This window comes from Nocardia sp. NPDC004123 (genome assembly GCF_053603795.1).
The window spans coordinates 94,968-119,259 of the sequence record NZ_JBSGGG010000015.1 but is presented as its reverse complement, the minus strand read 5'-3'; the positions used below and the strand labels follow the sequence as shown (position 1 = coordinate 119,259).

Annotated in this window: 23 protein-coding genes; 10 read left to right on the top strand and 13 right to left on the bottom strand. The window is 65.9% G+C overall.

The features are described 5' to 3' along the window. Nucleotides 1–29: 29 nt before the first annotated feature. Nucleotides 30–1,190, top strand: a complete 1,161-nt coding sequence (locus ACWEQQ_RS22745) for a sensor histidine kinase (RefSeq protein WP_452349596.1) — start codon at nt 30–32, stop codon at nt 1,188–1,190. A 34-nt stretch (nt 1,191–1,224) separates the two neighbouring features. Then, nucleotides 1,225–1,884: a response regulator gene (locus ACWEQQ_RS22740; RefSeq protein ID WP_379427292.1), complete on the top strand. Its 660-nt coding sequence runs from the start codon at nt 1,225–1,227 to the stop codon at nt 1,882–1,884. 70 nt (nt 1,885–1,954) lie between these two features. Here the strand turns inward: ACWEQQ_RS22740 and ACWEQQ_RS22735 are convergent, their stop codons facing one another. Both ACWEQQ_RS22735 and ACWEQQ_RS22730 read right to left on the bottom strand, forming a co-directional pair. Continuing rightward, the gene (locus ACWEQQ_RS22735) at nt 1,955–2,092 is read right to left on the bottom strand and encodes a hypothetical protein (protein WP_452349595.1); all 138 of its coding nucleotides are present in this window, start codon (nt 2,090–2,092) and stop codon (nt 1,955–1,957) included. 200 nt (nt 2,093–2,292) lie between these two features. Next, nucleotides 2,293–3,024 carry an alpha/beta hydrolase gene (locus ACWEQQ_RS22730; RefSeq protein WP_452349594.1) on the bottom strand — a complete coding sequence of 244 codons (732 nt, stop codon included), beginning with the start codon at nt 3,022–3,024 and terminating at the stop codon, nt 2,293–2,295. Between the two features lie 278 nt (nt 3,025–3,302). Between ACWEQQ_RS22730 and ACWEQQ_RS22725 the strand changes: the two genes are divergently transcribed. The 3 genes from ACWEQQ_RS22725 to ACWEQQ_RS22715 all read left to right on the top strand — a co-directional run bounded on the left by ACWEQQ_RS22725 (nt 3,303) and on the right by ACWEQQ_RS22715 (nt 5,407). Next, nucleotides 3,303–3,788 carry a DUF4265 domain-containing protein gene (locus ACWEQQ_RS22725; RefSeq protein WP_452349593.1) on the top strand — a complete coding sequence of 162 codons (486 nt, stop codon included), beginning with the start codon at nt 3,303–3,305 and terminating at the stop codon, nt 3,786–3,788. Nucleotides 3,789–4,068: 280 nt separating this feature from the next. Then, entirely contained in the window at nt 4,069–4,848 is a 780-nt protein-coding gene (locus ACWEQQ_RS22720; RefSeq protein ID WP_452349592.1) for an alpha/beta fold hydrolase, read from the top strand. 142 nt (nt 4,849–4,990) lie between these two features. Next, complete coding sequence (locus tag ACWEQQ_RS22715) at nt 4,991–5,407, top strand: VOC family protein (RefSeq protein WP_452349591.1); 417 nt, start codon at nt 4,991–4,993, stop codon at nt 5,405–5,407. A gap of 159 nt (nt 5,408–5,566) precedes the next feature. Here the strand turns inward: ACWEQQ_RS22715 and ACWEQQ_RS22710 are convergent, their stop codons facing one another. Beyond that, nucleotides 5,567–6,463, bottom strand: coding sequence for a LysR family transcriptional regulator (locus ACWEQQ_RS22710; RefSeq protein ID WP_452349590.1), 897 nt, complete (start codon nt 6,461–6,463; stop codon nt 5,567–5,569). 48 nt (nt 6,464–6,511) lie between these two features. On the opposite strand from ACWEQQ_RS22710, the gene ACWEQQ_RS22705 reads away from it, so the two are divergent. Both ACWEQQ_RS22705 and ACWEQQ_RS22700 read left to right on the top strand, forming a co-directional pair. Then, entirely contained in the window at nt 6,512–7,237 is a 726-nt protein-coding gene (locus tag ACWEQQ_RS22705; protein WP_452346046.1) for an SDR family oxidoreductase, read from the top strand. A gap of 73 nt (nt 7,238–7,310) precedes the next feature. Continuing rightward, the gene (locus ACWEQQ_RS22700; RefSeq protein ID WP_452349589.1) at nt 7,311–8,234 is read left to right on the top strand and encodes an NADP-dependent oxidoreductase; all 924 of its coding nucleotides are present in this window, start codon (nt 7,311–7,313) and stop codon (nt 8,232–8,234) included. 380 nt (nt 8,235–8,614) lie between these two features. On the opposite strand, the gene ACWEQQ_RS22695 is transcribed toward ACWEQQ_RS22700, so the two are convergent. The 6 genes from ACWEQQ_RS22695 to ACWEQQ_RS22670 form a co-directional block, all read right to left on the bottom strand. Continuing rightward, entirely contained in the window at nt 8,615–10,162 is a 1,548-nt protein-coding gene (locus tag ACWEQQ_RS22695) for an amidase (RefSeq protein ID WP_452349588.1), read from the bottom strand. 1,090 nt (nt 10,163–11,252) lie between these two features. After that, nucleotides 11,253–11,480: a hypothetical protein gene (locus ACWEQQ_RS22690; RefSeq protein WP_452349587.1), complete on the bottom strand. Its 228-nt coding sequence runs from the start codon at nt 11,478–11,480 to the stop codon at nt 11,253–11,255. A 150-nt stretch (nt 11,481–11,630) separates the two neighbouring features. After that, a complete protein-coding gene (locus tag ACWEQQ_RS22685; protein ID WP_452346049.1) occupies nt 11,631–12,146 on the bottom strand; it encodes a hypothetical protein in 516 nt (171 codons plus the stop codon). A 452-nt stretch (nt 12,147–12,598) separates the two neighbouring features. Further along, the gene (locus ACWEQQ_RS22680) at nt 12,599–13,270 is read right to left on the bottom strand and encodes a TetR family transcriptional regulator (protein ID WP_452349586.1); all 672 of its coding nucleotides are present in this window, start codon (nt 13,268–13,270) and stop codon (nt 12,599–12,601) included. Between the two features lie 5 nt (nt 13,271–13,275). Further along, nucleotides 13,276–13,674 carry a hypothetical protein gene (locus ACWEQQ_RS22675; protein WP_452349585.1) on the bottom strand — a complete coding sequence of 133 codons (399 nt, stop codon included), beginning with the start codon at nt 13,672–13,674 and terminating at the stop codon, nt 13,276–13,278. Nucleotides 13,675–14,613: 939 nt separating this feature from the next. After that, a complete protein-coding gene (locus tag ACWEQQ_RS22670) occupies nt 14,614–15,330 on the bottom strand; it encodes an LppP/LprE family lipoprotein (protein ID WP_452349584.1) in 717 nt (238 codons plus the stop codon). Between the two features lie 429 nt (nt 15,331–15,759). Between ACWEQQ_RS22670 and ACWEQQ_RS22665 the strand changes: the two genes are divergently transcribed. Together ACWEQQ_RS22665 and ACWEQQ_RS22660 are read left to right on the top strand one after the other, a co-directional pair. After that, nucleotides 15,760–16,287, top strand: coding sequence for a nuclear transport factor 2 family protein (locus ACWEQQ_RS22665; RefSeq protein ID WP_452349583.1), 528 nt, complete (start codon nt 15,760–15,762; stop codon nt 16,285–16,287). After that, entirely contained in the window at nt 16,284–16,880 is a 597-nt protein-coding gene (locus tag ACWEQQ_RS22660) for a TetR/AcrR family transcriptional regulator (protein WP_452349582.1), read from the top strand. The genes ACWEQQ_RS22665 and ACWEQQ_RS22660 overlap by 4 nt, the downstream gene beginning before the upstream one ends. Nucleotides 16,881–17,335: 455 nt before the next feature. Here the strand turns inward: ACWEQQ_RS22660 and ACWEQQ_RS22655 are convergent, their stop codons facing one another. From ACWEQQ_RS22655 to mraY, 3 genes are all read right to left on the bottom strand, one after another. After that, on the bottom strand, nt 17,336–18,721 hold the full coding sequence (locus tag ACWEQQ_RS22655) for an FAD-binding protein (RefSeq protein WP_452349581.1): 1,386 nt from the start codon (nt 18,719–18,721) through the stop codon (nt 17,336–17,338). A 159-nt stretch (nt 18,722–18,880) separates the two neighbouring features. Next, nucleotides 18,881–19,903 (bottom strand): MerR family transcriptional regulator, encoded by a 1,023-nt coding sequence (locus tag ACWEQQ_RS22650; protein ID WP_452349678.1) that lies wholly within the window; start codon nt 19,901–19,903, stop codon nt 18,881–18,883. A gap of 696 nt (nt 19,904–20,599) precedes the next feature. Beyond that, nucleotides 20,600–21,676, bottom strand: coding sequence for a phospho-N-acetylmuramoyl-pentapeptide-transferase (gene mraY / locus ACWEQQ_RS22645; protein WP_452343619.1), 1,077 nt, complete (start codon nt 21,674–21,676; stop codon nt 20,600–20,602). Nucleotides 21,677–22,013: 337 nt separating this feature from the next. Between mraY and ACWEQQ_RS22640 the strand changes: the two genes are divergently transcribed. Next, a complete protein-coding gene (locus tag ACWEQQ_RS22640; RefSeq protein WP_452349580.1) occupies nt 22,014–22,631 on the top strand; it encodes a hypothetical protein in 618 nt (205 codons plus the stop codon). A gap of 178 nt (nt 22,632–22,809) precedes the next feature. Here ACWEQQ_RS22640 and ACWEQQ_RS22635 read toward each other — a convergent pair whose 3' ends face one another. Further along, nucleotides 22,810–24,255: an amino acid permease gene (locus ACWEQQ_RS22635; RefSeq protein ID WP_452349579.1), complete on the bottom strand. Its 1,446-nt coding sequence runs from the start codon at nt 24,253–24,255 to the stop codon at nt 22,810–22,812. Nucleotides 24,256–24,292 lie beyond the last annotated feature (37 nt).

Genomic DNA, 24,292 nt, shown 5'->3' with positions numbered 1-24,292 from the left:
ACGGGCGGTCCCCGGGGTACCGTGCGGCCATGGATGTGACCAGGTCGCTGGCCCGGCAGTCGCTGCTGGTGGCCGCCGTCGCGGCGGCGCTGGACAGCGCCCAGATGGTGATGTGTGGGGCCTTCGGCGCCGCGCCCGCGCTGGCCGCGATCCTGACGCTGGCCACGCTGGCCGCGGATCTGGCGCTGGCCGCGCCCGCCTCGACGGCGGCCGCGGTGGCGGTGGCGCAGGTGGTGGTGAAGGTGGCGGTGGCGCTGTTCGCCCACCACTACGGCATCACCGCACGGGTTTTCGATGTCGGCTTCCTGGTCGCGGGGTATCAGGCGGGTGCGTGGCTGAGCGGGCTCAGCTCGGTGCTGACCGTGCTGCTGCTGGCCGGCGGCTCGCTGACGGTGAATCTGGTGGCGGCCATCGCGGGCGCCAACAATCCGATCCGGCTGGCGACCTTCGCGCTGGGCGCGGGCGTGGTGCCCTGGCTGGTGGGCCGGTACACCGCGGCGCGCGGGGCCTATATCGCGGAGCTGGAGCAGCGGGAGAGCCTGCGGCAGCAGGAGCAGCGGGCGGCGCTGGACCGGGCGCTGGCCGATGAGCGTGAGGCCATCGCCCGGGATCTGCACGACGTCATCTCGCATCATGTGAGCGCCATCGGGATTCATGCCGGGGTGGCGCGAATGGCGCTGTCCCGCACCGATACCGAGGCGGCGGCGCGGTCGGTGTCCGCGGTGGAGTCGAGCAGCCGCGCCGCCATGGTGGATCTGCGCCGGCAGCTGGACCTGCTGCACGGCCGCGACGACGAGGGCGAGCGGCAGCCCGGCCTGGCCGATATCGAGGATCTGGTACAGCGGGTGCGGGACGCCGGATTGACTGTGCACGTGACGGTTTCGGGTGAGCCGCCGGTGCTGCCGGAGTCGCTGGACGTCATGCTCTACCGGGTGGTCCAGGAGCTGCTGACCAATGCGCTGCGGCACGGGCGTGATGCGGCCGCGCTGGAGATCGGTTATCTCCCGGGCGCGGTGGAGTTACGCGAGACGAATCCCATTGCGGCCCTGGAGAGCACCACCGGGGTGCCGCGCGGCCTGGACGGGATCCGCCGCCGGGTCGAACTGTTCGACGGCACCGTCGCCTACGGTGCCGACCCGTCCGGAACCCGTTGGGTCATCCGGGTTTCCGTGCCCATCGGGTCCGCATGATGCTCATGGGGACCGCAGAGCCGATCGGAGCCACATGAGCATCACCATCCTGATCGCCGACGACCACACCGTGTTCCGCTCCGGTCTGCGCGCGGTGGTGGACGCGCACCCGGATCTGGAGTGCGTGGCCGAGGTGGGCGACGGCCGCGCCGCCATCGAAGCGGCCGCCCGCACCCATCCGGACGTGGCGATCCTGGATGTGCGCATGCCGAAGCTGGACGGGCTCGCCGCCACCGCCGCCATCGTGGCGGCGGGCGGCACCCGGGTGCTGGTGCTCACCACCTACGACAGCGAGGCCAACCTGCACCGCGCGCTGTCGGCCGGGGCCAGCGGCTTCCTGCTGAAAAGCCTTCCGCCCGAGGAACTCGTGGCCGCCATCCGGGTGGCCGTGCGCGGCGACGCCGTCATCGACCCGTCCATGACGCGCCGCCTGGCCACCCGCCTGATGACCGGCATCGCCCCGCCGGTCGAGCCACCGGAGCTGGCACAACTCACGGCCCGCGAACGTGAGGTACTCCTACTGGTGGCAGATGCCCGCAGCAACAGCGAGATCGCCGCCGCCCTGGGCGTCGGCGAGGAAACGGTCAAAACCCACGTCTCCCGAGTCCTCGCCAAACTCGGTGTGCGCGACCGCATCCACGCCGTCGTCTACGCCCACCAACACGGCCTCGTACACCCCGACCGTCCCCACTGACGACATCACGGTATCCGGAGGCGGCCCGGTTGATCGTCCGAGCGGTCGTGCTTGGCCGGTTCGGAGTGGGTCACCTCAGCTTGCGACGAATGACGCGGTTCTCGAACATGATTCCGCCGATCAGAATTGCGAAGAGCACCGTGAAGCCGAGCCACATTGCTGTCGCCTGACCGATGGCGCCCGCGGCTAGGATCGCGGCGAACGACACTAGTAGCCGCCACGCTCGAACCAGAAACACAACCCACCCCCATGTTCACGATGATCTTGCCAGGTTGATCCTGGACATGTTCTGGCACAAGGTAACTCGCATATGGCGCCACCGCCATCGAGGAGGGTCGGGACCTGTCCTCGATGGCGGCATCCTGGCCGACAGCTCCTACCGTCTGCTGCCGACCCGGCGGGCCGGCCTCACTTCAGGTGCCGGGCGAAGAACCGGCTCCCGCCGTCCGCCTCGGACGCCGGGACGCCGGTATGCCCGCCCATATTGGCGTGCAGCGCCTTCTCCTCGGAGCCGAAGGCGTCGAACAGGTCCAAGGCCAGCTGCCGGTCGTTTCCCTCGTCGTCCCACTGCAACAGGACGTGCAGCGGAATGGTGACCTGCCGGGCCTCGGCGAACATGCTGCGGGGCACGAAACTCCCGGCGAACAGCAGGGCGGCGCAGATGCGCGGCTCGACCACCGCCAGCCGGAGGCCGAGGGCGATCACCCCTCCCGCGTACCCGACCGGGCCGCCGATCTCGGGCAACGCCAGGAGGGCGTCCAGGGTGGCTCGCCACTCGGGAACTGCCTGTTCGACCAGCGGGAGAATGAGGCGTTCGACGATTTCGTCGTTGACCGGTTCGCCGGCCTTCAACGCCCGGTGCAGGTCGGCGCGAGCCTGATCGGTGACTGCGGAACGGGGCCGGTCACCGCCGCCGGGGAGTTCGATCGTGGCCGCGGCGAAGCCTTCCGCCACGGCGTGCCGGGCCCGGGCCACCAGTCGGGGGTACATCTTCTGCAGTCCACCAGGGTGGCCGAGCAGGATCAGCGGGGTTGGCGCGGATGCGGATGCGGGCGTCCACAGGATGCCGGGGATCTCGCCGAGGGTGAATTCACGCTCGCGGACGTTGTCGTCCAGGCGCTTTTCGGAATTGAATTGCACGGTCGTGCCTTTCGGGAGTGCTGCTGAACGGCGCTCCCGGACGACCTATCGCCCGACCGTGACCCCTGAGGGGAGCACCCATGTCGATACTGCGTTCACGGGTACCACCTCCTCGTTCTCCGGCACGGCCTTCAGGAAAGTAGCAGTGGTCGCCGCGGTCCGCCAACCGGTTTTCGCGGAGGCTCGGCACCCGGATGCCACGGAGCGAGATCAGAACTCTGGTGCCGCACGTTCGGGGCTGCCTGGGTGTCGTGAGAGTGTGATGACAGAATCCACCCGTGTCAGATGATCAGAGTGCCCGCGGCCATACGCACGTCCGGGTGCTTGCTGGGGCAGGCGCTTCGGGGGAACCCGTCTACGAGGTACTTCCCGCAAAGCTACTGGAACACAACGACTATGAGATTCTCGGCAGTCCCGGCCTGACCTACGATTTCGCCGCCGGAGACCATCTTCGCGTGTTCGACGACGGCGGTTTCGAGGTACTGCGCCGTGGGGGAAACCTCTGCCTGCGGGCCTACCCGACGGCCATGCCGCCCTCCGATGCCGGGATCAACACTCTCACTGCGGGATTCGAGCGACTCGGCGGCCTGGTCGAGATGCCACCCGACCGACGCTTCATCGTGATCACAGTGCCGGTCGCGGTCGGTTTTCCTGCGATAGAGGATGTAATCGAGGGATGGGCGACCGAGCACGGCTGTGCATGGGGGTACGGCAACGTCTACGACGAAGACGACAACCCTCTCGCCTGGTGGATCAACACCTGAGCCGCTCCGATGTACGGCATTCGACATGAGCGCGCACCGCTGGCGGTCGTACAGCGCTCTGCCCGTTGATCTTCCGATCCCCGCGCTGGCCGGTTCGGTCAGCGCGGCCCGCTGCAGAAGAGGATGTGCTGCGCGGCCGTGTATCTGGTTCGCGAGTGACATGTGAGTCTTGCCGGTTGTCGGAATGCGCGGTGGGCGAACAACATTGGGGTTTGCACTGACGGGCTGCGCGAATGCTTCGTGTCTCTGCGGACCCGCAGATGTATGTCAAGATCGAAACGTGGCGGTTTGCATCGAGAGCGTCGTGTCGGCCGACGGGACGCGCATTGTCTTTCAGACGCAAGGGGCGGGGCCGGCGCTGGTGATCGTTCCCGGCGCGTTGGTCACCTTGGACACGTATCTGGAGCTGGCCGGGCTGCTGGCTCCGGATTACCGGGTCGTCGTGATCGAACGACGTGAATACGGATCGAGCGGAAACGGCCCGCGCCCAGCGGAGTTCGCCGCGCAAGCCGCCGATCTGGCGGCGGTCCTGGCCGCGGTGGGTGAACCTGCTTTCGTCTTCGGGCACTCGGCGGGCGGTCTGGTCACCTTGGAGGCGATGCAGCGGGATGCGTCGATGGTGCGGCGTCTTGCACTGTACGAGCCCCCGGTCGCGCTCGCCGGCTCTCCATTGACGCCGACGCTCGAGAAGGTTCGGCTCCATATGGAGAGCGGACGGCCCGAGGACGCGATCATCGAATTCTTCACCGCCATTACCGATCCCGTCCCTCCCCGCGCGGCCCTGCAACCGCTCGCGGACGCTCTCGCCTTCCGCGCGGCCGGATTGGTCGCCGATCTCGAATGCCTCACGGCGATGGACCCCGATATCGCATCCTGGTCGGCCATCGAGTTGCCCACCCTTCTCCTCGCCGGCGAGATCACCGATCCGTACGGCACAGCCAGCGTTGACCTACTCCAGGGGGCGCTGCCCGATGCCCGCACCGTCACCTTGCCCGGTCAACGTCATCACCCCGACGACGTCCCCGCGGTGGCCGGCGTACTGCGCGAATTCTTCCGCTGAACAGGCTGGCCGCAGCGGTGGCGTGCAACCGGAATCGGTGAAGCGGCCGCGTCATCGGTTGTGCGGCAACAGACATCGATCTCGCTCGCAACCTCACGTGAACGGTTGACCTGAACCGCGCTCGAGGTTGCACAGTGGCCGGATGCGGCTGAATCAGATCACGATCGGTACCACCGACCTGCGCCGGTCCGAGCGGTTCTATGAACTGCTCGGACTCCAGCTGATCGTCAAAAATGACCACTACCTGCGGTTCCAATGTCCTGAGGGCGACAGCACGTTTTCGGTCGAGCTGGTGGACTCCGTGCCCGGCGGCGCGCAGGTGTCCATCTACTTCGAGTCCGATGACCTCGACGACCAATGCGCCCGGCTACGCGCTGCGGGCGTGGATTTCGACAGCCTGCCCGCCGACATGTCGTGGCTGTGGCGAGAGGCATGGCTGCGCGATCCCGACGGCCACCGTCTTTGCCTCTTCTACGCCGGAGCCAATCGCCTGAACCCGCCATGGCGGATCCCCGATCCGGCATCGTGGTCATGGCCAAGTCCCGGGGCGTCGGAATAATCGCCCGCATGCGAACAGCTCGGGACCGTCGATGCCACGTGTTCCCGCACTGGAATTCGGCAAAACGGACGTTTTGAGCCGCGAGCATTCTCGGCGCCGGCCGGGTACGCGCCGGCCGGTTCGGTCAGCGCGGTGCACGGCATCTGCGGATGTTATCGGCTAGAGGCGTATCGCCGTACGGACGAGGTCGGCGATGGCTTTGGATCTGCTGTGTGGTGGCCAGGCGATGACGGTCGTGACGGCCGGTGCGTCCGGCACCGGCACGATGGCGTGATCGTCGCGTAGTTGGGCTCGGAGCGACTCGGGCATGACCGCGCAGGCCCGTCCGAGCCTGATCAGCTGGATCAACTGGGTGTGGTCGCGAACCTGTGGGCCGGGGCCGTCCGGATAACTTCCATCCGGTCGAGGCCAGCGCGGCAGGGGCAGGTCCGTCAGGGCGTTGACCTCGGCCATCGACATGTGGGGTCGGTTGGCGAGGGGGTGCCCGGCGGGCAGGACCACGACCTGTTGTTCGGTGTGCAGGTCCTCGGTGTCGAATCCGGCCGTCGTGTCGTAGGGCCGGAGGAGCAGAGCAACGTCGGCACGCCCGTTGCGTAGCAGGTTTTCCGGTTCGCCGGGCCCGCACAGCACCACCTCGACCGCGACAGCGCAGGGGTCGGCGGCGTAGGCGTCCAGCAGCTTCGACAACAGTTCGCTGGACGCTCCTGCCTTGGTGGCCAGCACCACGCCGGGCCGGTCGGCAGCGGCGCGGCGGGTGCGGCGCTCGGCGGCTTCGACCGCTTCGAGGGCGAGGCGGGCCTCCCGCAGCAGCACCGACCCGGCCTTGGTCAACGTGATCGCGCGGGAATTGCGGTGCAGCAGAACGACTCCGAGCCGCCGTTCCAGCTGCTGGATCGCCCGCGACAGCGGTGGTTGCGCCATCGAGAGCCGTTGCGCCGCCCGCCCGAAGTGCAATTCTTCGGCGACGGCGACGAAGTATCGCAACTCCCGCGTCTCCACCGTGTCATCGTATCCGGCGCTCACCACGACCAATACCCGTGCGGTATCGTCGCCCACCCGATCGGTGTTGGATGCCCCACCCGAGTCCACAGCATGATCGACGGCATGAGTGAACCGACGATTGCGCTGGTGACCGGCGCGAACAAAGGAATCGGATACGAGATCGCGGCGGGCCTGGGCGCCCTCGGCTGGCGAATCGGTGTGGGCGCGAGAGATCGGCAACGCCGCGAGACCGCGGTGGAGAAGTTGCGCGCGGCCGGAACCGATGCGTTCGCCGTGCCGCTCGATGTGACCGACGACGCGAGTGTGGCAGCGGCGGCCGAGTTGATCGCCGACCATGCCGGAGGGCTCGATGTTCTGGTCAACAATGCCGCGATCACCGGTGGTTCGCCGCAGACACCGACCACGGTCGATCCCGCGACCGTGCGAGCTGTCGTGGAAACCAACGTGATCGGGGTCATCCGGGTCACCAACGCGATGCTGCCGCTGCTGCGCGCCTCGGCCTCACCGCGAATCGTCAACATGTCCAGCAGTGTCGGCTCGCTCGCCCTGCACACCACGCCCGGTATCGACATGGGCCCGGTTCCCACTGCGTACTTGGCCTCGAAGACGTTCCTCAACGCCGTCACTATCCAATACGTCAAGGAACTGAGCGGCACCAACATCCTGATCAATTCCGGCTGCCCCGGTTTCACCGCCACCGATCTCAACGGCTTCCAAGGCGTCCGCACACCACAGCAGGGGGCGGCGATCGCGATTCACCTCGCGACCCTGCCCGACGACGGACCGACCGGCGGATTCTTCGACGACGCCGGAACAGTGCCCTGGTGATCGGCACGCCGGTGCGAGCCATTCCCGTTCTCGAAGTCAGCCGCGCATGGCGCTCCGGAGGAGAAGCAAGACAATGACAAAAGCAGTCAGGTACGACGAATTCGGCGGAATCGACGTCCTGCGGATCGAGGAGGTCGACCGTCCCGTGCCCGGGGAAGGACAGGTCCTCGTGCAGGTGAGAGCAGCCGGCATCAACCCCGGTGAGGCGGCATTGCGCACCGGCGCGATGACGGACATCTTTCCCTCCATCTTTCCCTCCGGGCAGGGCAGCGATCTCGCCGGAGTCGTCGTCGAGATCGGCGCCGAAGCTGGCCGATTCGCGCCCGGTGACGAGGTGATCGGATTCTCCGAGCGGCGAAGCGCCCAGGCCGAGCTGGTCCTCGTCGATGTCGACAACCTCACCCCCAAACCGAAGAACGTCCCATGGGAAGTGGCGGGCGGGCTATACATTGCCGGCGTGACTGCATGGGGGGCAGTACATTCCGTACAGCTTGAGCAGGGCGAGAGCGTCGTCGTCTCCGGAGCCGCCGGAGGAGTCGGCTCACTCGCCGTTCAGCTCGCGCGTCGTGCCGGAGCCACGGTTATCGGTCTGGCGAGCGAGCGCAACCACGAGTGGCTGCAAAGCCACGGCGTAATCCCCGTCGCATACGGTGACGGCGTCATGGACCGGATCAAGGCCGCCGCACCGGGCGGCATCCATGCTTTCATCGACACCTACGGCGACGGGTACGTCGAACTTGCCCTCGCTCTCGGCGTCGCAATCGAGCGGATCGACACCATCATCGATTTCCCAGCAGCCGCAAAGTATGGGGTCAAAACCGAACCCGGGCCCAACGGCAGGCCGGGCGCCGAGGTCCTCGCCGAACTGGCCGGCCTGATCGCCGACGGACACCTCGAAGTCCCGATCGCGAACGTCTACCCGTTGACGCAGGTTCGTCAGGCCTACACCGAACTCGAACGCAGACACACCCACGGCAAAATCGTTCTGAGGCCCTAGCCCGCGCCACACCCACGCCAGCGGAGGGTCGGCCGCCCGGGATGCCTGCGGCCCGTTGATCTTCCGTGGTGTCGCGCTGGCCGGTTCGGTCAGCGCGGTATGCGGCAGTTCAGTGCGTTCATCGGCCAACTAGCCTGCAGCCCAGCCATCGAGTGGCACACCCTGGAGACGATTTGCTCGAAATCGCCTCCAAGAGGCGCCACTCGGCGATCGACCAGGCGAACTGGCTTCGAGCCGAGATGAGTTCGGTGCGTTGATTTCCGATAGGGCGCATGGCTGACTCGGACCGCGCGGGACTTCTGTGACGATTCTCGGTTCGTTGTGGTCGGTTGCGATTTCGGCGGGCGCTTCGTCCCCGGGTGGACACCCGGTGGTGCGCCTTAACTCGGCGCCTGGAAGCCGCCGATCTTCTGCTCGAGTAGTTCGGCCAGTCGCAGCGGGGTGCGGTCCTCGAACATCGGACCGATGAGCTGCACTCCTACCGGCAGCCCCTCGGGTGACCGGCCCGCTGGGATGGCGGTGGCGGGCAGGCCGGGCATGGTGGCCATACCGGCCCAGACGAGCTGGTCGAAGTACGGGTACTCGACGCCGTCGATGTCGATGTGCCGGTTCTCCAGACCTCCGTTGTGGTTGTGCGGGAAGGCGGGAGTGGGTGTGATGGGGCACACCACGGCATCGAACTCGGCGAAGAGCTGCCGCCAGCCGTGGCGGTGGAGTTCGCGACGGTTGTTCGCCTCGACCCAGCCGCGGTGGCTGAGCACCATGCCGCGCAGCCGCGCCGCATCGAGACTCCGGTCGTCCGCGCTCAGGGCGGCGGCGTGGGTCTGCAGCTGTTCGTACACGTCGACGGAAAGACTTGCGGCGGCGTTCGACAGCATCAGTTGCATGTAGAGCGTCGCCGCTTCGGTCGGATCGGGCAGCAGCGGACTGTGCCGTTCGACGCGGGCGCCCCCGTCGACGAGCGCCTCGGCGACCCGGTTCACGCCCGCCCGCACCGCCGATCCGGTCGGAATGAGCGGATGGTCCTCGATGATCAGGACACGGAAGTCGGCCAGCCGCTCGTGGCGCGCGGGCGGCAGTGCGATGTCGTAGGCGACGCCGTGGGTCAGCGGGTCCGGTCCGGCCATCACGTCGAGCAGCAGCGTGAGGTCGCGGGCGGTGCGCGCCATCGGGCCGACAACAGCAAGGTCGAGGTCGATCGGCATGGCCTGCGCGGGCGGCGCGACCATGCCGCGGGTCGGCGCCAGTCCGAGTGTCGGCTTGTGTGCGTAGATGCCGCAGAAATGCGCGGGGGTGCGCAGCGAACCGGCGAGGTCCGAGCCGATGGACAGCGCGCCGAATCCGCACGCCAGGGCCGCCGCCGACCCGCCGGAGGATCCGCCCGACGTGCGGCCGTGATCCCACGGGTTGTTGGTGGTGCCGTAGATCTCGTTGAAGCTCTGGATATCTCGCAGCATCAACGGCACATTCGTCTTCCCGAGCACCACCGCGCCGGCCGCCTTCAGCCGCGACACCTGTACCGCGTCCTCGGCCGGGACATAGTTCGCCTGCTGCGGCATGCCCCAGGTCGTGGGCAGCCCGGCCATGTCGTAGGACTCCTTGACCGTCACCGGGATACCGAGCAACGGCCGGTCCTCGCCGCGGGCGCGCGCCTGGTCGGCACGATGTGCGGCGGCCCGCGCACGATCGAAATCCGGCACACAGATCGCGTTGATCGCCTTGTCGTCCCGCTCGATACGGGCGATCGCCTCGTCGGTCAGTTCCACCGATGTCACCTCACCGGCACCCAACGCAGCTGAAAGCTCTTCGGCCGACCGAAAATTCCACTCCATGAATCCGACGTTATTGGCCTGCCTCAGAAGACATAAAATGCCGCTTTGCACAACGGGAAGGTCGAACGGGCCACCTTCACCGGCAATGTCACGCACTCGATCCGTCACCAGAGGTGGCCCACCCCAGGTCATGGTGTTGGCAGTGGGCTCGTGCCCTTGGCACAAGCCATGAAATGCCGTTTCGCACAACGGGATAGATATCTCAGTACTCGTCGTGTTCCTCTCGGGCTGAAAGACTGTTCGTCGACCGGCGGCGTGGCGGCGCGCGGCGAGTTCGGTATCGGCGCAGAAGTTCAGAAACCCTCATCGGGAGACCCTCGAGTACTTCGCGAGGCTGCGAACCGATGTGTACCCGGACAGCTTCATCAGCATCGGAATGTCCGGTCCTCGGCAGTAGCGGACGTTCCGCCGGCCTCGGATCGGCACGGCCAGTAGATCTTCCGATGCCCGCCGGCCGGTACGATCAGCGCGGTATATGGCAATAGCGTGCGTTTGCTGGGTGTCCGGTGCGTGATCGAACACCACGGTTCGGGCCACGAAAATGTGGTTGCTCAGATCGGGTCGTCTCAGGCACGATCGCATGCTGTGCAGGACACCGATGGGCGGACTGGGGTGGGCAGGTGAATCGCGCGTGGCCGATCCGAGCCGCGCGCTACGCGGCAGGAGCGTGCGCTGCCACGCGGGCATGGACGGCCAGCCCAACCGTTCTAAACATGCACTACAGCTGAGGAATTGGCGCGAAATTGCTGTTCTACAGCGGATCGTGCGGGATTGCACCGGTCGAACGAAACGCGGCATGTGTAGACACTGGCCGGCCTCGGATCGGCAACGGCCGGTTGATCTTCCGCGGTGCCGCGCTGACCGATTCGGTCAGCGCGACCAGCGGCAGTGTAGGACGTTGGGTGCCGAGTAGTCGAGCGCCGGGTGATCCCACCATTTGTGGTCCTTCTCGGTATGCGGCCATATCGCATCAGGTGGTGCACTCTCACCCCTCCCTGAATAGAAGAATGGCCCTGACCATGTGAAATGGTCAGGGCTTTCTTGTGTCTCAACCACACAGTCGGGGTGACTTTGGAACCTGTGGTGAGTCGATGATGGGCTCGTCGCCGGAGCAACCCGTCCAGGTCAGTCTCGACTCATCGTCTCGACGCTACTGCCGGACGAGGCAGGGGCACGGACCCGCGGGTCAGTTGTCGTTGTGGAACAACAGCCTTCCGATCATGTCGCCGATGGCGTGGCCGGAGCCCGCGGCGCTACCCGAGCCGTACCCGCTGATGTCGGAGTTCTGCTGGGTGCCGTTGTTGATCGGCTGCAGCTGCACATCGGCACCCGCGGTGCCAGCGTTGGTCACGATGGCGGCGGCGATAGCGGCCGTGCCCAACGCCGTACGGACGAGTGCGTTCTTGACGTTCATGGTTACCTCCCCGTGCCGCCCGTAGGCGGCGAAAATGGTCTTGAAGCCAGCGTTGGTGACGTTGGTCAGCAGAGCGACGCGTGGCGCTACCGCGGACGCTCTGCGGACTGTCGAAAGCCCTGACAAGCCAGGGCTTCCGGCAGGGTGTTACTACTTCTGGGCCGAAAGGCTGCTGAGGAGACCGCCGATCACCGGAATGGAACTCGCACTACCGGTTCCCGTTCCGGTTCCAGCCGGAGGGGCTGTGCAGCTCGAACCAGCGGGAGCGCTCTGGACAACGTTGATCGGTGCCATCGACAGCCGTACGGTGCCCACACCGGTCCATTCGCCGTAGGCGACTGCGGAGACGGTGGTCTGCGCAGCCTGGGAAGGCGTCCACTGCACTGTGACGTCCTGGCCCTTGGTCCAGGTCACCAGGCCAATGGTGCCGCCGGTGCCGGTGTAGTTGTAGTTGAAATCGATCTGATCCAGCGACGGGTTCGTCTCCAGCGCTGCGGCATCGGCGGCTGGCAGGGTGATCGTGTAAGTGGTGCCGACGCAATAGGCTTGCGACGGGGTAATGGTCATGGCTGCTGATGCGGTCGTAGCCGAAACGATGGTGGCCACCCCCATCGCCGCGACTGCGGCGAGACCGACGGTCGAACGAGCAAGGACCGACATTCTCATACTTCACTCCCCGGTTGTCGAAAATCCCCATGTATCAAGGGGACTGGCGCAGCCTATCGAAAGTGACTGACATCTATTTCAGAGTGACCGTCGCACCGATTGAGACAGGCGGACGGGCCACCACCCACACCAGGCGTGAACTCCCTCGATCCTTCCTTTCCGGTCATCCTCACTGGACCGCGATGCCGGAGTTGTTCCTCGTCGCGGAGAGCCCTGCCGCCGGTGTGTGCGACGTTGACGGTTGCGGCCTTGCGGTGGCGCCGCGCGAGGCTGTGTGGCTGCGACAGTGGCACCCGCGACGAGTCGGCAAGCCGAAACACATTGTGGTCAAGCATCGATCGCCCTGCATTCGGCAGATCAGTGCGTTCGGCGGGCCGAGATGATCTCGGCCCGTAGACCTTCGGCTACCCGCTTCGGCGATGGGGCTGATGCCTTCGTCGGCGGTGTGCCTGTTAGTTGCTGAGGTCCTGGATGAGATCCAGGGCTGGGTATAGGACGGGGCGCAGTGGACGGAGTCTCGACAGCGCCACGATGCGTTCGACCAGTGGGGCGGTTCGGCGGATCAGCAGTCGGGTGCGTTCCTGGTCAGGGCTGCGGTCGTGGACCCAGAACAGGACGATGCCCATGTGGGCCAGCCACAGCAGATTCGGTAGCTCGGCCATCAGCCGCTTGTCGCCCTTGACATCTGTGCCGATGACCATGTCGCTGATGATGGCAGTGGATGTCTGTCGGGCGGGTCGGCTTTCGTCGCTGAATGGGCTGAGCGGGCTGGTGGGTTCGGCGGCGATGGCGAAGAATTTGCCGCCGAACTCGTGGTAGGGCGCGGCTACATCGACGAAGGCCAGTTCCATCGTCAGCCATCGGGCGGCGAGGGAGTCGCTGCGGGGCCCTTGCTCGACCCGCTGTTGGTGCAGGGCCTGGATGTGCTGGTAGAAACCCTGGACCAGGTGTTCCTTGGATGTGAAGTAGTAGTAGGCGTTGCCGACGCTGACACCGGCTTCGCCCGCGATCGCGCGCATGGTGGTCTTCGTATAGCCGTTCTGCTCGAACAGGCGCAGGGCGGCGTCGATGATCTGCTGGCGAGTTTCCTCGCCGCGTGCGGTCGCGGGCTCGGGGCGGGGCATGGGGCTCAGGCTAGCTGGGCGGCGTCGACCGGAACCGGCGGGACGCCGGCCTGCTGCTCCTTGTGCCGGCTGCGGCGGATCTTGTTCAGGGCGATCAGGTTTGCGAAGTGCATGCCGCCCAGTACGAGCAGGACCCTGCCAAGTTTCATGGCGAGTTCCTCGATTGCGACGCGCGCATCGTCGACTGGGACGCTGATGCGCAAAGCCAGTGCCACGAAGCCTGCGTTGACGAGCCAGAACCCGATGACCAGCAGATGATTCACGGCTTCGGCCAGGTCGCTGTCTCCATTCATGACATCCACCAGAAATCGTGCGCCGGTGCGATGCAAGACCCGCGCCACCCAGAACGTGACCGCCAAACTGACGGTCGTGTAGATCGCATATGTGACGACGACAAGATTCATTGTCCCAGCTCCCCGCTGATTTGAACGTGTTCAACTGCGAGACTAGGTCATTTTTTGAACGTGTTCAAGTATGAGCAGCGCAACACGTTGAGCGCCGAAGTCTGTGCCCACCATGGCATCTGCATGCGATGCCTGACCGTCACCGGTCAGCTCGGCGGCACCGTCGCTTTCGCTGCCGTACGGTCCCGGCCCATACCCGATGAACCCCCAATGCTTCTGACCCGTCCTCCGGCGGCCCACCAAACTTCGGTGAATTCCGTGCGGCGCCGGCGCGTCGGCCACGATCGTCCGGCTTGCGCTCCACTCGGATACATCAAAGGGCCCTCCACATCGGCAAGACCAATGGGCATCCGCTCACCCTTGATACGCAGCTCCCTCCAGCGTGGGAAGCCGCAGGGAGCGGATACTCGGCGTGCCGCGTGAGCGTCTGTCGTTGTGGTCCAGCAACGGGCCAGGCTTCGAGTGGTCCTGAACGTGCAATCAGGCCGAGCCACCGTCGGAAAACTGATGACCTACATGGGACTTTGCACGATGAAGCCCATTGCGCGCGCTGCACGGAACTCGGCAATACAGTGCGTTCGGGCGCGATCAGCGGTGTTGCCCGGCGGCGGCTTTCCCACCAGTAGGTCGCCGCGACCGTCGCGTAGGCGGCGGCCACCGCCACCACGGGCATGAGGATCGCGATTGTCACCAACAGGGTCATCGACATGAGCTGCTCCCACCGCAGAAGGGTCCCCGCCACACTGCGGCCGATATCGCACTCGCGTTATTCCGAATAGTCTGTGCCTCAACACATCTCGAGCCACCAAACATGTGGCTCGTCCCGCATGATCAGCGCGCCGGATGATCCTCGGCATCGCCCGCGTCACCGCCAGTGCCCCGGGCGAGCCGAACCGACATCCCTGCACGGCACGCGCTGCTGGTCCAACTCGCCGATGCTCAATTGCTCGGCGGGAACTGCCCCTTCGCCACCACCTTGCCACCCGAGAGTGTGAAGGTCACCACGCTGGGTCCGCCGCTCGGGCAGCACAGGGCGTCACTGGATTTCGCCCACTTGTACTGCACCGAGACGGTATTCGCGGTTTTTCCGATGACCTCGGTGTAGCCGTAGGGGTTGGACGTCGCGGTACCCAGGTAGGTGCCGTTGGTGAAGAACAGGACATGGATGTAGGGGTGAATATTGCCCGATTCCACCGTCATCCACGACAGCACGCCATCGCAGCCCGCCGAGATCGGGTCATTGCTCGCCGACGGATTGCCCCATCCGCCGTTCGCGGTCGGGGCGAGACTTTTGATCGCCGAGTTGGCGAGCCCGGAATTGAGGTCGAAGCACAGTCCGTGGCCGCTGCCGTTGGGTGCCGGATTCGTGGTCACCGGCACGATCGTGGGCTGCGGCGTGTCGGTCGCGGCACTGGTGGCAGGTGCGGGCTGTGGCGAATTGGGTTCGCCCGCAGATGGATTGCCGTCCTGGCCGCCCGGGGCCTGGGCGGGCGGCGGAGCCGACTGGTTGCCCTGCGCCGGTACGGTCGTCGCTTGGGACGCGGCGACTGTCGTGCTCGCTGTTCCCGCCTGGGTCGACGAGTTGGCGGAGCATCCGCTCGCGGCGGCCACGAGGGCGGTGGCGAACGCGGCGAACAGCACTGGTCTGGCCTTCATATTTCTCCTCGCATCGATACGCCATCCCCGACTTCCATCCAAACGGAAGGACAAACTGGTCATCGGGTCCAGTCAGGCAGGCGTTATCGGAGCGCTTGTGGGTGGGATGCCCCAAAAATCAGGGGCGCGAACACAATTCACCCAGACGGCTGGTCCGGGTCCAACCTCCGGCCGCGACAACCGGCCGGGTTGGCCAACGCGAGTCCGGTGAAGGCTCCGATGTCGTCGCGCGCCAGGTGGATGTGGAACGAACCGAGATCGCCATGGGTCACCTGGTTCGTCGACGCGACCTCACTTGGAGAGACAGCCGAACAACGACCTTCCGGCTGTTGCGGTCATCGCTCGACGTGGGGTGGACCGTTGACCTCTTCAGCCCATGGACTATATATTATGCCATATAACATAATACGTTGGACCGGAGGGGTTCTCGTGAAATCCACACCTGTCGACCATCGGCCCTTTCCTGATCGGGTGCGCGACCCGGGGCACTGGGTAGAGCTGTTCACCGCGGCCTTCGCCGCCGGTCGTTTCGATGTGGTGGCCGACCTGGCCCTGGTGACGCATCCGGATTACGTTGCGGTGCAGCCGGGAACTCCACCGGCGGTGGGCCCGGCGGGGCTGCTCGACTTCTTCGCGCGGGTCTACGCGTTGGCTCCGGACATGCGTGGAGAGGTCCTCGCGGCCAATGTGTTCGACGGCGGCGTGTACATCGAGGTGCGGCTCACCGGGACCGTCGGTGGCAGGCCGTTGACGTGGGATGCCTGCGACCGCTTCTGGTTCGAGGACGGTCTGGTGCGCGGCCGGGTGACCTACCTGGATCCTCTGCCTCTCTTCGCCGCGATCGCGTTGCGACCCCGGGGCTGGGGCCGCTGGTGGAGGTCGGGGCTCGGCTTTCCCGCGCGCGGCATCTCCGCACAGCTCGATCCCCGCCGGACCCTGACCACACGGCAGCGATGAGTCCACGCCGTTCCGATGCGCGCGAACGCATGCTGACCAGCGCCATCGCCCTGATCCGCCGCGCCGGTGCGTCGGGCACCAGTCTCGATGAGATTCTCGCCCACAGCGGCGCACCACGCGGCTCGCTGTACCACCACTTCCCTGGCGGACGTGACCAACTCATCGAGGAGGCGGTCGATATCGCCGGTGGCGGTATCGACCGAATCCTCGGCGATGCCGGCGAACGCAGCATGGTCGAGGTCTTCGATTCTTTCGCCGGCTCCTGGCGCGAAAGCCTGATCTCCGGCGAATTCCGTTCGGGCTGCCCCATATTGGCGGCCGCCATCGAATCCGCCGACCGCACACCGGGTGTGGTCGACGCAGCCGGCCGGGCCTTCACAGCCTGGCGCACCGCCTTGGAGTCGGTGCTGCGCGACCACGGCGCGGCACCGGCCACAGCCCGACGCTTGTCGAACCTAGCGGTGGCAGCGATCGAAGGCGCAGTGGTGCTCAGTCGCGTCGATGGGTCGATCGACCCGGTCGACGACGTGATCCACTCCCTACGCCCCCTGTTCATCGATGTAACCGAGCCCGACCAGCCGGGCCCGCGCTGACCGCGTGCTACCCGTTCAGGCCGTCGTCATCTGCTGGCGCCCGAATCGTCAAGCCCCGCACCGACCTTCCGTCAGGGTCGGTGGTCGTGATCGACGAACCCGGCGGCGCGACGTTGGCGCTGTGGCAGCGACAGAGGTGAGGCGGTCCCGGTCACTGCCCCGGCTCGCGCTCGGGTGAAGGAGCCGCGGGACCTTCTCGCCGGGTTGCCGCAGCCTCATGTCGCGTCCGATCGCCCTGCGCACAGTTCGGTAACAAGCCAGCAGCTGCCGACCGCAGGAGTTGCGTCCGCACATCGGCATGAGCGCGCACTGCCGGCGGGTCGTACGACGCTCTGCCCGTTGATCTCCGACACCACGCGCTGGCCGGTTCGGTCAGCGCGTCATGCGGTAGAAGAGGGCGTTTGGGCTAGGCGTTGCCTACCCGTATTTTCCTGGTGGGCAACGCTTGCCGGTGATCAGTGGCCTGTGTGGGCGAGGTTGTCGTCGATGAGGTGCAGGCGGCGGGCGAGGTCGGAGACGAAGATCCGTTCGGGGTCGATACTGTCGCGGATACGCCGCCATTCCTCGAGCCGCGGGTACATCGCGCGGACCATTTCCGGGGTGGTGCGGGAGTCTTTGGCGAAGTACAAGCGTCCGCCTGCGTCGAGGACCCGCTGGTCGAGTTCGGCACAGAATTCGCCGAGTCCGGGTTTGAGTGGGAAGTCCAGGCTGAGCATGAACCCTGGGTGCGGCCACGACAGTGGGGCCGGGTTGGCGGCGCCCATGCGCTTGAACACGTTCAGGAACGACCGGTGGCCGGAGTGTGCGATCGCGCGCACCGCGGCCGCGAGCTGTGGTTCGGCGCCGAAGGGCATGGAGAACTGATATTGCAGGAACCCGCGGCGGCCGTAGGCGCGGTTCCATTCACCCAGCAGATCCAGGGGGTGATAGAACTGCGTGAGGTTCTGGATGCGCCCGCGCGCCTGCCTCGGATACACCCGGTGCGCGGCTTCGGCGGCGATGCGGATGGTGAGGTTGTTGACCATGCCGTTGGGAAAGACGTCGGGCACCGTGAGCAGTTGGGGTGCATCGAATTTCAGCGGGTCGCGGCGCAATTTGGGCGGGAGCTGATCCAGGGTGGCCAGGGAGCCGCGGCTGAAGCCCGCGCGGCCGAGTTTCGGGCCGGTGCTGATGGTGTCAGGGACCGACATCGAGTATTCGTAACCGTCGTCGGAGCCGCCGGTGAGCAGTTCCATGGTCTGTTCGAGATTGTCGGTGCGGTCGTTGTCGACGAGGAAGTACGCGGTTTCGGTGCGTTTCATCCGTACCCGGGCGCGCACGACGATGCCGGTCAGCCCCATGCCACCGACGGTGGCCCAGAACAGATCCGCGTCGGCTCCTGCGGGAGTGAGGGTGCGTAGCGTGCCGTCCGCGGTGAGCAGTTCCATCGAGAGGACATGGTTGCCGAAACTGCCATGGGAGTGATGGTTCTTGCCGTGGATGTCGGAGGCGATCGCGCCGCCCACGGTGACTTGACGGGTGCCGGGGAGGACCGGAACCCACAGGCCCTGGGGCAGAGCCGCTTTCATGAGGGTGTCGAGACTGACGCCGGCGTCGATGTCGACCACGCCGGTGTCGCGATCGATGTCGTGGATGCGGTCGAAGGCGGTCATGTCGACGACCAGGCCGCCGCCGTTCTGGGCGGGATCACCGTAACTGCGACCGAGCCCCCGGGCGATGACCCCGCGCGGTCCGGCAGCGCCGACGGCTTTGGCGACCCTGTCGAGGTCGGGAGTGCAAAGTACCTGCGCCACAGACGATGCGGTACGGCCCCACCCCGACAGCGGGCGTTGATCGATCATCAGTCCCCCTTGGATGAAATTCACCTCGCCACGGTAGCCGCGCAGCGAACGATGCTGCCAACACCACTGATCGGCCACCGCTTGGACCGCTGGGGATCCAGCCGTAAGCGGCACGATAGTTGCACTCGTCCTCGTGGCGAGTCGAGATGCGGGCTGGTGCTACAGCAGGTGTCGGAGCAGTTCGGCCCGTCGGCCGGCGCGACGTCGTGCGCTGTCGGGCTCGTTGCCGGAACCGCTCAGATCACCTGAGACAAGTGCGGATTGCCAAGCTGTTGGCCCGTTCACTGGGTCGGTGCAGCTGCTCAGGGCGTCGAACAGCCAGTGGTGGGCCTGCCCGACAGTGACGCGAGTTCCGAGGAATTGACCGGTGAGGGCCCAGTACCGTCGAATCCGATGGTCGCTGTCGGTCGCGTCGATCAGCAATTGCTCTCGGAAACGCGGAGTGTCGCGTTCACCGCGTGCACCGGCGTGAGCGCCGACGAATCGATCGAGTTCACTGCCGCCGTGTGGCCGCACTCCTTCCATGACCAGTGACACCACATCCACCAGAATGTCACCCACATCGGTGTACAAGCCGCGACGGTCACGGATCAGCTCCGGTTGGCCTCGCCAGAGTTGCTGTCGCACAACGCTGTCCATCGCGGGATCGCTGACGAGGGCCGCCAACTCGGCATACGCGACAACCTCCTCGACAGAGGGATCGCCCGGCGGTTCCGGGACATTCCAGTACATGTAGATATCGAAGTCGCGTTGCGGTATCGGTGCGAGGACACGCCGCCAGAATCGGAGGAGGTAGTCGTGTGCCGTATCGCCGTCCTCTGCGGCGGCCAGCAATGCCATTCGCTGCGCCAGCTGCGTCGGTCCGGCTGCGCCCAGGGCCCGCAGCGATGCGCGCCGCCAGGCCAACGACCTGAATTCGGCATCGACTCGCGCGCTTTCGGCAGCGATCGCCTCAGCGATCGACCGCCGTGCGTGGAGCACATCGGAGATCGAACCCAGGCCGAGACCGAGCGCGCGCAGCCGTCGAACCAGCAGCAGCCGCTCAGTCGCGATCTGCGCATCGAACATCCGATGCCCACCTGAGCTGCGGCACGATTCCAGAATGCCCTCGTCGCAATAGAACCGGATCGTGCGCACCGCAATCCCGGTCCTGCGCGCCAACTCCCCGATACTCACCACCATGCGCGGCTGCATACCGTCTCTCACGACGTGCTGAACCTCCACCCCGGTCGAGCATCCAGCGTAGCGTCCGGTCGTGGTTCGGCTCGGTCAAGTGACCCACCGCTGCTGAGGCGCGGCCTAGAGGAAAGGGCCGTCATCTCAACGGGACCCGGTGCGGATCCCGGCGGATGTTCTCGAGCCACTACTGGGTCTCGTAGACGGCCGGTTGGCGCTAGCCGGTACAGAACGCGCGGGACACGGTAGATGAGTGCGCTCGGGGTACCTTCGCTCCCAATACCCGGTTGATCTCGGCAAAGTTCGTCGTCGAGGATGGCTCGATGCTGGGTATGCGGTTCGTGCGGCGGGTGGATGGGGTGACCTATGAGTTCGTTCGGGACGGGGACGCGTACGGATTTCCGTCGTACAAGCGGGTCGACCTCGACATCTGGTGTCGGCGGCTTCCCGATTTCGGATGGGTGGTGTGCACTGCGGAGGCGGCAGTGTCGAGTCGTCCATTCGATGATGCCGGGCGAGGTGAACTTCCGCCCGAAGGAGTGTGGGTGAGCTGCAAGGGCGATCGGTCGTACGTCTACGACCTGGTCCACACCGATGCTCCGGCAGTGGCGGATTCCGAACCTTCGTAGGGCAGCCGGTTCCGCATTGTGCCGGCGCCGTCGCAATGTCAGCTCACCCGTGGCCGGTCCGAACAGGTTTTCACTATCGGGTCGCTGCCAGGTGTTCTCCGTAGAACAGCATCAGGCCGGTAGCCGCGGAAATTGCTGTGAGCAGCCAGAATCGGATGGATACCGTGGTCTCGGGCCAGCTGCTGAGTTCGAAGTGGTGGTGCATCGGGGCTATGCGGAACAGCCGTCGGCGGGTGGTCCGGAAGACGACGATCTGCAACAGAACCGAGAGGATCTCGGCGCAGAACAATGCACCGATCACGACCATGAGCAGTTCGGTGCGGGTCGTGATGGACAGCCCGGCCAGCAGCCCACCCAACGCCAGCGATCCGGTATCGCCCATGAAGATCTTCGCCGGTGCCGCGTTCCACCAGAGGAAGCCGACGCAGGCCCCGCCCGCCGCCGCGCTGACCAGGGCCAGATCGAGCGGGTCGCGAACCGTGTAGCACCCCACCCCGGGACGGGTGGTGCACGCGTTGGTGAACTGCCAGAACGTGATCAGCACATAGGCACCTAGCGTCAGGCCCATCGATCCCGCGGCCAGACCGTCGAGCCCGTCGGTGATGTTCACGGCATTCGACCACGCGACCACCATGATGCACACCGCCAGCAGGAACAACGCCGGGACGAACGACAGCCAGCCGACATCGCGCAGGATCGACAGGTGCCTGCTGGCCGGGGTCAGGCCGGTGCTATCGGGGAAACGGAGTGCCAGCACGCCGAAAATGATCGCGGCACCGAATTGGCCGACGTACTTGCCGCGGGCGGTCAGCCCGAGATTGCGCCGCTTGTAGAGTTTGATGAAATCGTCGAGAAATCCGACCAGGCCCAGCGCGGTAGCCAGACCCAGAACCAGCAGTCCGGAGGCCGTGACTCCGGATGCGTGATAGCGCAGGCCGATCAGATGCGAGCCCAGGTATCCCGCCCACATACCGATCACGATCGCGATCCCGCCCATGGTGGGCGTTCCGCGCTTGGCTTGGTGGCTGCTGGGTCCTTCGGCGCGGATCTCCTGACCGAGTTTCTTCCGGGTGAACAACCGGATCAACAGCGGCGTCAACGTGATCGACACTGCCAGAGCGATCATCGCCGCGAACAAGATCTGCCTCATCTGCCCCCCTGCGAGTCTTTCCATCGCGACCCGCCGCATCAACACAACGCGAACGGTCAGATGTTAGCCAAGCGCACGACCGAGAGTGATCGCTGCCTGCGTGGCGGACGGCATTCGGCAGAATGAGGATGTCGTGGGGCGCATTTGGTCTCGCTGCCGGTCGCGTCCGCTCTGTCCGATTCGGGCCGCGCGGAATGCGGCTTTTCGGCCGGTCGCATGGGAAATGGGAGTGCGGCGACTTCGAACTGCGTGTGGCGTACCACACACCATTGAATTCGACGTCTAAGGTTCTGACTCGGTCCGCCCATCAGGGGTAGCTGAGTGGAGGGTTCGACGAATGACGTTCGAGAAAATCACCGCTGCCGTTTTCATGGCAATCTCGGCCGTGGGTATCAGTGCGGCAACCGCCCATGCGGAGCCGGCCCTAACAGAACAGCCGACCGCGGTGTCTGCGGAGGACACGACTTCCGGTGTGGATCATGGAATCAATTACCAGATCACCGTTTCGCCGGTCGACAGGGCAGTTGTCGCCACGGTCGAGAATGGCAAGTTCGAGGTCGCGCAGAATGGTGCGGTGGTGCTCGAGTCCGGCGACGGAGCGGCGGTGACCGAAGTGCCGCAATGGCTCGCCGTCGACGGGCGTTCGATCGCGATGGCACAGCAGATCGGTGCGGACGGCCGCACCCTGACGCTGACGCCGACTCCGACGGCGGAAGATATTGCGCAACTGAAGGACATCACCTCCTACGACCGGCTCAAGGAGCAGGTCAACAAGAACCTGCCCGGCATCGCCGTCGGCGCCATCGTGGGCGGCATCCTCGGGGCGATGATTCCCCTGATTTGGGGTCTCAGCATCCCCGTGGGTGCGCTGATCGGTGCGACCGTCGGCGGATACGTCATGGGCGGCCCGGACTTCATCGAGGCCGTACAGGGGTGGGTCACCAACCAGCCGTGATCACGGGCAGGTGAAATAGCGGCCGACTGGTCGATTCGGCAGCCGCGGCCCCGAAGCGCTGGACGAACCCCCTCTGAGACATGTTGTCCCACAGGGAAAGTCCACTGCGCGGAGTGGGCGGATCCACGAGTCGCCCACGGGCAGTTGTCCCGTGGGCGACGCTGTGCTGTGGCGGGGCTCAGTTCTCGATCGGCACAGGGGCGGTGCCGATCCCGGTTCGGTTCAGCGTCGAGTTGCGGTAGCCGAAGGTGGCGTAGAGGGCGAGACCGAGGAGCAGCCAGACGACGAAGCGGATCCAGGTGACGATGTCGAGGTGGCTGATGAGCCAGATCGAGAAGCCGATGCCGATGAGGGGGACGACCGGCACCCAGGGGGTGCGGAAGGTGCGGTCGGCGTCGGGGCGGGTGCGGCGCAGGCGCATGACGCCGAGCGCCACCACGATGAAGGCCATGAGGATGCCGACGTTGGTGAGTTCGGCGGCCTCGCGGATCGGGAGGAAGCCGGCGATGAGCGCGGAGACGATGCCGACCGGCCAGATGACGCGGGTGGGTACCTTGCGTTCGCTGGTCTTGCCGAAGTAGTTGGGCAGCAGGCCGTCTCGGCTCATGGCGAAGCCGACGCGGGTGACAGCGAGCATATTGGCGAACGCGGAGGTGGTGACGCCGACGACCGCGCCGACCGCGATGACCAGGCCCAGGATGCCCATGCCCACGGTGTCGAAGGCGCTGGAGAACGGCGCGGCCACATCGATTTCGGTGTAGTTCACCATGCCGACGATGACCAGGCACACCAGCAGGTAGACGACCGAGGCGATGCCGAGACTGATCAGGATGGCCTTGGGCAGCAGCTTCTTGCCGTCCTTGGATTCCTCAGCGGCCGCGCTCATGGCGTCGTAACCGTAGACCGCGAAGAACGCCAGTGCCGCACCGGAGACCGCGCCGCCGACCCCGAACGGGAAGAACGGCGTGTAGTTGCCGGCCTTGATGTGGAATGCGCCGGCGACGACGACAATGGCCACGATCAACACCTTCACCGCCACCAATCCCGTTTGCACACGGGCGGATTCACGGGTGCCACGCGAGAGCAGATAGGCCAGCAACAGGCAGAGAACGACCGCGAACAGGTCGATCTTGTGGCCCTCGCCGGTGCCGGGCGCGCCGAGCGCCCAGGTCGGCAGATCGAATCCGATGTAATGGGTGATGTAGTTCAGGTAGCCCGAGACCGCGATCGCCACCACCGACACGATGGCGGTGTACTCGAGCAGCAGATCCCAGCCGATCATGAATCCGATGATCTCGCCCAGCGCCACATACGAATACGTGTAGGCCGAACCGGCTTTCGGCACCATGCCCGCGAATTCGGCGTAGCAGAGTCCCGCCGCGCCGGAGGCCACTACCGCGATGGCGAAGGAGATCAGCACGGCCGGACCCGCCACCTGGTTGGCCACCACACCGGCCAGGGAGAACACTCCCGCGCCGACCAGGCCGCCCAGGCTCAGCGCGACCAGTTGCCACAGGCCCATGCTCTTGGTGAAATCGCCGGAATCGGCATCGGTGACAGGCATTCGCCGCATGACTCCGGCGAGGGTGATGGGCGGGCGTGGGTGGCGGGTGACGACAGACATTGTCGCGCCTTTCAGGTGGTGATTCTTCAACTAGGGG